This is a genomic window from Burkholderia sp. Se-20373 (assembly GCF_017104705.1).
In the GTDB taxonomy this organism is placed as follows: Bacteria; Pseudomonadota; Gammaproteobacteria; order Burkholderiales; family Burkholderiaceae; genus Burkholderia.
Window position 1 is genome coordinate 1 of record NZ_JAAGPH010000209.1, and the last position, 9,649, is coordinate 9,649.

Annotated in this window: 4 protein-coding genes; all 4 read left to right on the forward strand. The window is 71.1% G+C overall.

Features of this window, described 5'->3' with window-relative positions; genetic code table 11:
* A partial coding sequence (treS, locus tag G3N96_RS35600) for a maltose alpha-D-glucosyltransferase (RefSeq protein WP_206140096.1) occupies nt 1–3,248 on the forward strand: 3,248 nt, incomplete at its 5' end.
* Nucleotides 3,245–5,452 carry a 1,4-alpha-glucan branching protein GlgB gene (glgB, locus tag G3N96_RS35605; RefSeq protein WP_206140097.1) on the forward strand — a complete coding sequence of 736 codons (2,208 nt, stop codon included), beginning with the start codon at nt 3,245–3,247 and terminating at the stop codon, nt 5,450–5,452. The genes treS and glgB, both read left to right, overlap by 4 nt.
* 32 nt (nt 5,453–5,484) lie before the next feature.
* Complete coding sequence (gene glgX / locus G3N96_RS35610; protein WP_206140098.1) at nt 5,485–7,611, forward strand: glycogen debranching protein GlgX; 2,127 nt, start codon at nt 5,485–5,487, stop codon at nt 7,609–7,611.
* Nucleotides 7,608–9,479 carry a malto-oligosyltrehalose trehalohydrolase gene (gene treZ / locus G3N96_RS35615; protein WP_206140099.1) on the forward strand — a complete coding sequence of 624 codons (1,872 nt, stop codon included), beginning with the start codon at nt 7,608–7,610 and terminating at the stop codon, nt 9,477–9,479. Before glgX ends, treZ begins: the two co-directional genes overlap by 4 nt.
* The last annotated feature ends 170 nt before the right edge of the window (nt 9,480–9,649 follow it).

Below are 9,649 nucleotides of genomic sequence, written 5' to 3' on the forward strand. Positions count from 1 at the left end.
TGTTCTACGACTCGAACAACGACGGCATCGGCGATTTCCCCGGCCTGATCGCGAAGCTCGACTACATCGCCGAACTCGGCGTCGACACGATCTGGCTGCTGCCGTTCTACCCGTCGCCGCGCCGCGACGACGGCTACGACATCGCCGACTACCGTGGCGTGCATCCCGACTACGGCACGCTGGCCGACGTGCGGCGCTTCATCCGCGAAGCGCATGCGCGCGGCATTCGCGTGATCACCGAGCTGGTGATCAACCATACGTCGGACCAGCATCCGTGGTTCCAGCGCGCGCGCCGCGCGAAGCCCGGGTCCGCGCATCGCGACTACTACGTGTGGTCGGACACCGACACGAAATACGCGGGCACGCGGATCATCTTCCTCGATACGGAAACGTCCAATTGGGCGCACGACCCGATCGCCGGCCAGTACTACTGGCACCGCTTCTATTCGCACCAGCCGGACCTGAACTTCGACAACCCGGCCGTCGTGCGCGAGGTGATGCAGGTGATGCGCTTCTGGCTCGACCTCGGCATCGACGGGCTGCGGCTCGACGCAGTGCCGTATCTCGTCGCGCGCGAAGGCACCAGCAACGAGAACCTGCCCGAGACGCACGCGATCCTGAAGCGGATCCGCGCGACGATCGACGCCGAGTATCCGAACCGGATGCTGCTCGCGGAGGCGAACCAGTGGCCGGAAGACGTGCAGGAATACTTCGGTAACGAGGACGAATGCCACATGGCGTTCCATTTCCCGCTGATGCCGCGCATCTACATGTCGATCGCGAGCGAGGACCGCTTCCCGATCGTCGACATCATGCGGCAGACGCCGGAGCTCGCGCCGAGCAACCAGTGGGCCGTGTTCCTGCGCAACCACGACGAGCTGACGCTCGAGATGGTCACCGACTCCGAGCGCGACCTGCTGTGGCAGACCTATGCGAGCGACCGGCGCGCGCGGCTGAACCTCGGCATCCGGCGCCGGCTCGCGCCGCTGATGGAACGCGACCGGCGCCGCATCGAGCTGATCAACTCGCTGCTGCTGTCGATGCCGGGCACGCCGGTGATTTACTACGGCGACGAGCTCGGGATGGGCGACAACATCCACCTCGGCGACCGCGACGGCGTGCGCACGCCGATGCAGTGGTCGTCGGACCGCAACGGCGGCTTCTCGCGCGCCGACCCCGAACAGCTCGTGCTGCCGCCGGTGATGGGCGCGCTGTACGGCTATGACGCGGTCAACGTCGAGGCGCAGACGCGCGACCCGCATTCGCTGCTGAACTGGACGCGCCGCATCCTGTCGACGCGCCGCGCGTCGCAGGCGTTCGGGCGCGGCACGATCCGCTTCCTGCGCCCGGAGAACCGCAAGGTGCTCGCGTACCTGCGCGAGCTGGACGGCCACGATCCGGTGCTGTGCGTCGCGAACCTGTCGCGGGCGTCGCAGGCCGTCGAGCTCGACCTGTCCGAATTCGCCGGCCGCGTGCCGATCGAGATGACGTCGGATTCGCCGTTTCCGCCGATCGGGCAGCTCACGTACCTGCTGACCTTTCCGCCGTACGGGTTCCTGTGGTTCGTGCTCGCCGAGCACGGCCGCGAGCCGTCGTGGCGGCAGCCGCACGCGGAGCCGCTGCCCGAATACGTGACGCTCGTGATGCGGCGCGGCGATACGCGGCCGAACGTCGAACAGCTGCACGTGCTCGCGCACGATGCCCTGCCGTCGTGGCTCGCGCGGCGGCGCTGGTTCGCGTCGAAGGACCGCGCGATCGGCGCGGCCCGGCTGAACGTCGTCACGCCGGTGCCGGGCGAACCGTTCCAGTATGCGGAGGCCTGGGTCGAATCCGGTGAGACGGGCCATGTCGAACGCTACGTCGTGCCGCTCGCGGCCGCGTGGGGCGGTGAAACCTCGCAGCCGCTGTTCACGCAGCTGGCGCTGGCGCGCGTGCGGCGCGGCCATTCGGTCGGCTACCTGACCGACGCGTTCGCGCTGCCGGCGTTCGCGCACGGGATGCTGCGCAAGCTGCGCGACGGCGCGACGGTGCCGACCACCGACGGTGGCCGGCTCGCGTTCCTCCCGGAAGACGCGCTCGCCGCACTCGATCCCGGCGACGACACCGAAGTGCGCTGGCTCGCGGCCGAGCAGAGCAACAGCTCGCTCGTGATCGGCGACGCGATCGTGCTGAAGCTGGTGCGCAAGGTCGCGCACGGCGTGCATCCGGAAGCGGAAATGAGCCGGTACCTGACGCGGATCGGCTACCCGAACACCGCGACGCTCGCGGGCGAAGTCGTGCACGTCGACCCGGACGGCACGCCGCACACGGTCGCGATCCTGCAGCGCTACGTCGACAACCAGGGCGACGCGTGGACGCGCTCGTTCGACTTCCTGCGGCGCGCGGTGGACGAGCTCGCGCTGCCGGCGGCCGACGACGAGGGCGCCGACGGCGCGAACGAGGAACCCGACGCGCTGCTCGGCTATGCGGCGTTCGCGGGGATCATCGGCACGCGGCTCGGCCAGTTGCACGTCGCGCTCGCGCAGCCGTCCGACGATCCCGCGTTCGCGCCGGAGCATGCGACGCCCGGCCATGTCGACGGCTGGTGCGCGGACGCGATCGCGTCGTTCGAGCACGCGCTCGACGTGCTCCAGACCCGGCTCGATGCGCTCGATCCTGCCATGCGCGCGGCGGCCGACACGCTGCTCGCGTCGCGCGACGCGGCCGTGCGCGCGCTCGGCGAGCTGGTGCCGCGCACGCTCGATGCGCAATGCATGCGGATCCATGGCGATTTCCACCTGGGCCAGGTACTCGACGTGCAGGGCGACGCGCTGCTGATCGACTTCGAAGGGGAGCCGGCGCGCCCGCTCGAGCACCGCCGTGCGAAATCGCATCCGCTGCGCGACGTGGCCGGCCTGCTGCGTTCGCTGTCGTACGTGAGCGCGACCGCGCAGTTCGCGATCGAGAAGGCGCCGCCGCAGGCGGCCGGCCGCAAGCGCGCGTTGTTCGACCGCTTCGGGCAGGCCGCCGCCGACCGCTTCGTCGACTGCTATCGCACGGCTGCCGAGCAGGCCCCCGCGCGTTTCGTCGACCCGCGCTACGCCGATCGCCTGCTCGCGCTGTTCCTGATCGACAAGGCGTCGTACGAGCTGTGCTATGAAGCCGCGAACCGGCCCGACTGGCTGAGCGTGCCGGTCGGCGGGCTCGCCGCGCTGGTCGAACGGCTGCTCGGCGATGGCGGCGCATCCGACGACGGAGGCACGCGATGACTGACACGCTGTTCGAACGATCCGACATCGATGCGCTGCTCGCCGGCCGTCATCCCGATCCGTTCGCGTGCCTCGGCCCGCACGGGCAGGCCGGCGAGGTCGTCGTGCGCGCGCTGCTGCCCGGCGCGACAAGCGTGCATGCGCTGTCGCCGGAAGGCGCCGAACTCGGCACGCTCGCATGCGTCGATCGCGCCGGCTGCTTCGCGGGAACGATCCCGCGCAACGGCGGCGCGCCCCACTACCTGCTCGCGATCGACTGGCCCGACGCGCGGCAGGTGATCGACGATGCGTATGCGTTCGGCACGCTGCTCGACGACGCCGTGCTCGCCCGCTTCTCCGCTGGCGACCCGGCCGCCGTGCTCGACTGCCTCGGCGCCGCGCCCACCCGCATCGACGACACCGACGGCGTGCGCTTCGCGGTCTGGGCGCCGAACGCGCAGCGCGTGTCGGTGGTCGGCGATTTCAACGGCTGGGACGGCCGCCGGCATCCGATGCGGCTGCGGCGGCCGTCGGGCGTATGGGAGCTGTTCGTGCCGGGCATCGGCGCGGGCGAATGCTACAAGTACGAGGTGCGCGCGGCCGACGGGCGCGTGCTGCCGCACAAGGCCGATCCCTGCGCGCGCGCGACCGAGGCGCCGCCGCGCACGGCGTCGGTCGTCGCCGACGTCGCGGCGCTCGACGCGTTCGCGTGGCACGACGACGGCTGGATGCACGCGCGGCCGCACGCCGACCGCTACCGCGTGCCGTGGTCGATCTACGAGGTGCATGCGGAATCGTGGCAGCGCATGCCCGAGGAGATGAACCGCAGCGCGACCTGGGACGAACTCGCCGAGCGGCTGATTCCGTACGTGCAGGGGATGGGCTTCACGCACGTCGAGTTCATGCCGATCGCCGAATACCCGTTCGGCGGCTCGTGGGGCTACCAGCCGCTCGCGCAGTTCGCGCCGTCCGCGCGCTTCGGGCCGGTCGACGGTTTCGCGCGCTTCGTCGACCGCGCGCATGCGGCCGGCATCGGCGTACTCGTCGACTGGGTGCCCGCGCACTTCCCCGACGATCCGCATGGCCTCGCGCAGTTCGACGGCACCGCGCTGTACGAGCACGCCGACCCGCGCGAAGGGCTGCATCCCGACTGGCACACCTGCGTGTTCAACGTCGGGCGCACGGAAGTCGGCGCATTCCTCGCCGCATCGGCGCTCGCGTGGGCGCGCCGGTATCACGTCGACGGCATCCGCGTCGACGCGGTCGCGTCGATGCTGTACCGCGACTATTCGCGTGCGGAAGGCGAATGGGTGCCGAACGTGCACGGCGGCCGCGAGAACCTCGAATCGGTCGCGTTCCTGCGCATGCTGAACGACACGCTGCACGGTGCGGCCGCGCCGGCCGGCGTCGTCACCGTCGCGGAGGAATCGACCGCCTGGCCGGGCGTCACCGCGCCGACCGGCGACGGCGGGCTCGGCTTCGACTTCAAGTGGAACATGGGCTGGATGCACGACACGCTCGCGTATCTGCGCGAGGACCCGGTGCATCGCCGCTATCACCACGACCGGATGACGTTCGGGCTCGTGTACGCGTTCTCCGAGCGCTTCGTGCTGCCGCTGTCGCACGACGAGGTCGTGCACGGCAAGGGCTCGCTCGTCGCGAAGATGCCCGGCGACGCGTGGCAGCGGCTCGCGACGCTGCGCGCGTACTTCGGCTTCATGTGGGCGCATCCCGGCAAGAAGCTGCTGTTCATGGGCAGCGAATTCGCGCAATGGGCCGAGTTCGCGCACGACGCGACACCGCACTGGGACCTGCTCGACGCACCCGCGCATCGCGGCGTGCAGCGGCTCGTGCGCGACCTGAACCGCACGTATGCGGCCGAGCCGGCGCTGCATGCGCTCGACTGCCACGCGGCCGGTTTCTCCTGGCTGATCGGCGACGACCGCGACAACAGCGTGTTCGCGTTCGCGCGCCGCGACGACGCGGGGCATCTGGTCGTCGCGGTCTGCAACTTCACGCCCGTGCCGCGCACCGGTTATCGCATCGGGCTGCCCGCGCCCGGCCACTGGCGGGAACTGATGAACACCGATGCCGCGCCGTACGGCGGCACCAACGCCGGCAACGACGGCGCCGTGTGGGCCGAAGCCGTGCCCGCGCACGGCGAGGCGTGGTCGGCCACCCTGCGCCTGCCGCCGCTCGCGACGCTATGGCTGCGCCCTACCTGATTTCCCGCACCCTGGACACGGAGATCCGCCCCATGCCGACCGCCCTGCCCACCCGTCTCGAATCCGGCCGCAGCTATCCGCTCGGCGCGACCTGGGACGGCCTCGGAACCAACTTCGCGGTGTTTTCCGCGCACGCACACCGCATCCAGCTGTGCGTGTTCGATCCGACCGGCCGCAAGGAGCTGGCGCGCCTCGACCTGCCCGAATGCACCGACGAGATCTGGCACGGCTACCTGCCCAACGCGCATCCGGGCACCGTGTACGGGTTTCGCGCGGACGGCCCGTACCAGCCGCAGCACGGCCATCGCTTCAACCCGACCAAGCTGCTGCTCGACCCGTACGCGCGCAAGCTGGTCGGCCAGTTCCGCTGGTCGGACGCGCTGTTCGGCTATCGCCTGCATTCGAACCGCGCGGACCTGTCGATGGACCGGCGCGACTCGGCGCCCGCGATGCCGAAGTGCGTGGTGGTCGACGAGGCGTTCGACTGGAGCACCGACCGGCGCCCGCGCGTGTCGTGGCGCAACACGGTGATCTACGAGACCCACGTGCGCGGCGCGTCGATGCGGCGTGCCGGGTTGCGCCCGCCCGAGCGCGGCACGTTCGCCGCGTTCGCGCATCCGGCGTTCATCGATCACCTGCTGTCTATCGGCGTGACGACGGTCGAGCTGCTGCCCGTCCACGCGTTCCTGCAGCAGCGCGCGCTCGTGAACCGCGGGCTGCGCAACTACTGGGGGTACGACACGGCCGCGTTCTTCGCGCCGGAGCCCGCGTATCTCGCGACGCGGCGGCTCGACGAGATGCGCATCGCGATCCGCCAGCTGCATGCGGCCGGCATCGAGGTCGTGCTCGACGTCGTCTACAACCATACGTGCGAGGGCAACGAGCTCGGCCCGACGCTGTCGTGGCGCGGCCTCGACAACGCGAGCTACTACCGGTTGATGCCGGACAACCGCCGCTTTCATGTCGACGAGACCGGCTGCGGCAACACGCTGAACCTGTCTCATCCGCGCGTCGTGCAGATGGTGATGGATTCGCTGCGCTACTGGGCCACCGCGTTCAACATCGACGGCTTCCGCTTCGACCTCGGCGTGACGCTCGGCCGCGAGGAACACGGCTTCGATCCGGGCGCGGGGTTCTTCGACGCGCTGCGGCAGGACCCGGTGCTCGCGCAGCGCAAGCTGATCACCGAGCCGTGGGATCTCGGCCCCGGCGGCTACCAGCTCGGCCGCCACCCGCCCGGCTTCGCCGAATGGAACGACCGCTTCCGCGACACCGTGCGGCGCTTCTGGCGCGGCGACCCGGGGCAGCGGCCGGAACTCGCCGCGCGGCTCGCGGGGTCGGCCGACCTGTTCAACCACCAGCGGCGTCATACCTGGGCGTCGGTCAACTTCGTCACCGCGCACGACGGCTTCACGCTTGCCGATCTCGCGTCGTATTCGACGAAACACAACGAAGCCAACGGCGAGGACAACCGCGACGGCCGCGACGACAACTGCAGCGCGAACTGGGGCGTCGAAGGGCCGACCGACGACGCGGCGATCCGTGACGTGCGCGCGCGCGTCGCGCGCTCGATGCTCGCGACGCTGTTCACCGCGCTCGGCACGCCGATGCTGGTGGCCGGCGACGAGTTCGGCCGCACCCAGCACGGCAACAACAACGCGTACTGCCAGGACAACGAGCTGTCGTGGCTCGACTGGGAGCTGGCGCGCGGCGACGAAGCGGTGACGCTGATGCGCTTCGTGTCACGGCTTGCCGCGCTGCGGCGCATGTATCCGGTGATGTCCACGCCGGGCTATCCGTCGGGCGACCGCGAAGCGGCGCCGGGCATGGCGGAGATCGGCTGGTTCGACGAGCGCGGCGACGCGATGACCGTGCCCGCGTGGCAGGACCGCGAGCGCCGCGCGCTGACGATGCGGCGTGTCGGCACGGGCCGCACCGGGCGCACCGAGGCGCTGCTCGTGATGCTGAACGCGTCGTCCGAGACGGTCGTGTTCGCGCCGCCCGCGCCGGCGCTCGACTATCGCGTGCTGGTCGACACGGCCACGCCGGACGCCGGCCCGCGCTCGTGGCCGGCCGACGGCCTCGACGTCGCCGCTCACGCGGCCGCGATCGCGGTGGCCGCCGTGCCGCCCGACCTGTCTCCGGGAGACCCGACATGAGATCACGCCCCGCCCGTCCCTCGGGTTCGCATGCGTTCGACACGTCGTTCGGCGCGACCTGCGTCGACCCCGACCGCACGCGCTTCCGGCTGTGGGCGCCCGCGAGCCGCACGGCCGCCGTCGAAATCGAAGGCGAAAACCGGCCCGCCGTGCCGATGACCGCGGTGGGCGACGGCTGGTTCGAGGCCGTCGTGCGGTGCGGCCCCGGGACGCTGTATCGCTACCGGCTCGACGGCGATCTCGCGGTGCCCGATCCCGCGTCGCGCTTCCAGCCCGGCGGCGTGGACGGCCCGAGCCAGGTCGTCGATCCGGCTGCGTACCGCTGGCGCCACGACACGTGGCGCGGCCGCCCGTGGCACGAGACCGTGCTGTACGAACTGCACATCGGCGCATGCGGCGGCCACGCGAGCGTCGAGCGGCGGCTGCCGGACATCGCCGCGCTCGGCGTGACCGCGATCGAGCTGATGCCCGTCAACACGTTTCCCGGCGCGCGCAACTGGGGTTACGACGGCGTGCTGCCGTTCGCGCCCGATCCGTCGTACGGACGGCCCGAGGAACTGAAAGCGCTGATCGATGCCGCGCACGGGCTCGGGCTGCAGGTGTTGCTCGACGTCGTCTACAACCACTTCGGCCCGCAAGGCAACCTGCTGCCGCGCTACGCGCCCGCATTCTTCCGCGCGGACCGGCAGACCGCGTGGGGGCCGGCGATCGACTTTTCGCGCGAACAGACGAGCGCGTTCTTCATCGAGAACGCGCTGTACTGGCTCGACGAATTCCGTTTCGACGGGCTGCGCATCGATGCCGCGCACGCGATCGACGACGACGCGTGGCTGCGCGAACTCGCGCGCCGCGTGCGCGCGTACGCGGGCGACACGCGCCATGTGCACCTCGTGCTCGAGAACGAGCGCAACGCGGCGAGCCTGCTCGGGCCCGGCGGTTTCGACGCGCAATGGAACGACGATTTCCACAACAGCGCGCACGTGCTGCTGACCGGCGAGCGCGACGGCTACTACCGCGCGTACGCCGACGCGCCGCTGCGCCGTCTCGCGCGCACGCTCGGCGAAGGCTTCGCGTACCAGGGCGAACCGTCGCCGCTGCACGACGGCGCCCCGCGCGGCGAACCGAGCGCGCACCTGCCGCCGACCGCGTTCGTCGCGTTCCTGCAGAACCACGACCAGGTCGGCAACCGCGCATTCGGCGAACGGCTGCGCACGCTCGCGAACGAAGACGCGGTACGCGCGGCGACCGCGCTGCTGCTGCTCGCGCCGTCGATCCCGCTGCTGTTCATGGGCGAGGAAGACGGCAGCACGCAGCCGTTCCAGTTCTTCACCGACTATCGCGGCGCGCTCGCCGACGCGGTGCGCGAGGGCCGGCGCCGCGAATTCGCTGCGTTTCCGGCGTTCACCGACGCCGCGCATCGCGACGCGATTCCCGATCCGAACGACATCGCGACGTTCGTGCGTTCGACGCTGCACGGCAGCAGCGACGACACCACGCCCGACACCGACGCATGGCGGCGCTTCTACCGCAGCGCACTGACCGTGCGTGCGGCGCTCGTGACGCCGAACCTGCCCGGCGCCCGCGCACTCGGCGTCGACCTGCTCGCGGCCGACGGCGACCCGCAGGCGCTTGCCGCACGCTGGCGCCTCGGCGACGGCAGCACGCTGACGATCGCGTTGAATCTCGGCGCGCACGATGCGGTGCTGCCCGCGCTGCCGGTCGGCAAGATCGTGTTCGAGACGCCGCCACGTGCACGCGACCGGTTGCGCGACCTGCAGCTGCCGCCCCGCGCGTGCATCGCGTGGCGCGACGGCGAGGTCAACCACGATGCGCGGCGGCACCGCGTGAATGGGCAGGGACGATCATGACTTCCGACGTGTCGATGGCCGAACTCGCGCGCGCGGCCGGCCTGGAAACCGACTGGACCGACGCGGGCGGCATCGCGCGGCGGGTGGACGATGACGCCCTCGTCGCGCTCGTCGGCGCGCTCGGCTGGCCGTGCGGCACGGCGACCCAGCGGGTGGAACGCGCCGCCGAG

Coding starts and splice junctions, on each gene's coding strand:
- glgB (WP_206140097.1), top strand. CDS start 3,245: ATGACTGACACGCTGTTCGAACGATCCGACATCGATGCGCTGCTCGCC.
- glgX (WP_206140098.1), top strand. CDS start 5,485: ATGCCGACCGCCCTGCCCACCCGTCTCGAATCCGGCCGCAGCTATCCG.
- treZ (WP_206140099.1), top strand. CDS start 7,608: ATGAGATCACGCCCCGCCCGTCCCTCGGGTTCGCATGCGTTCGACACG.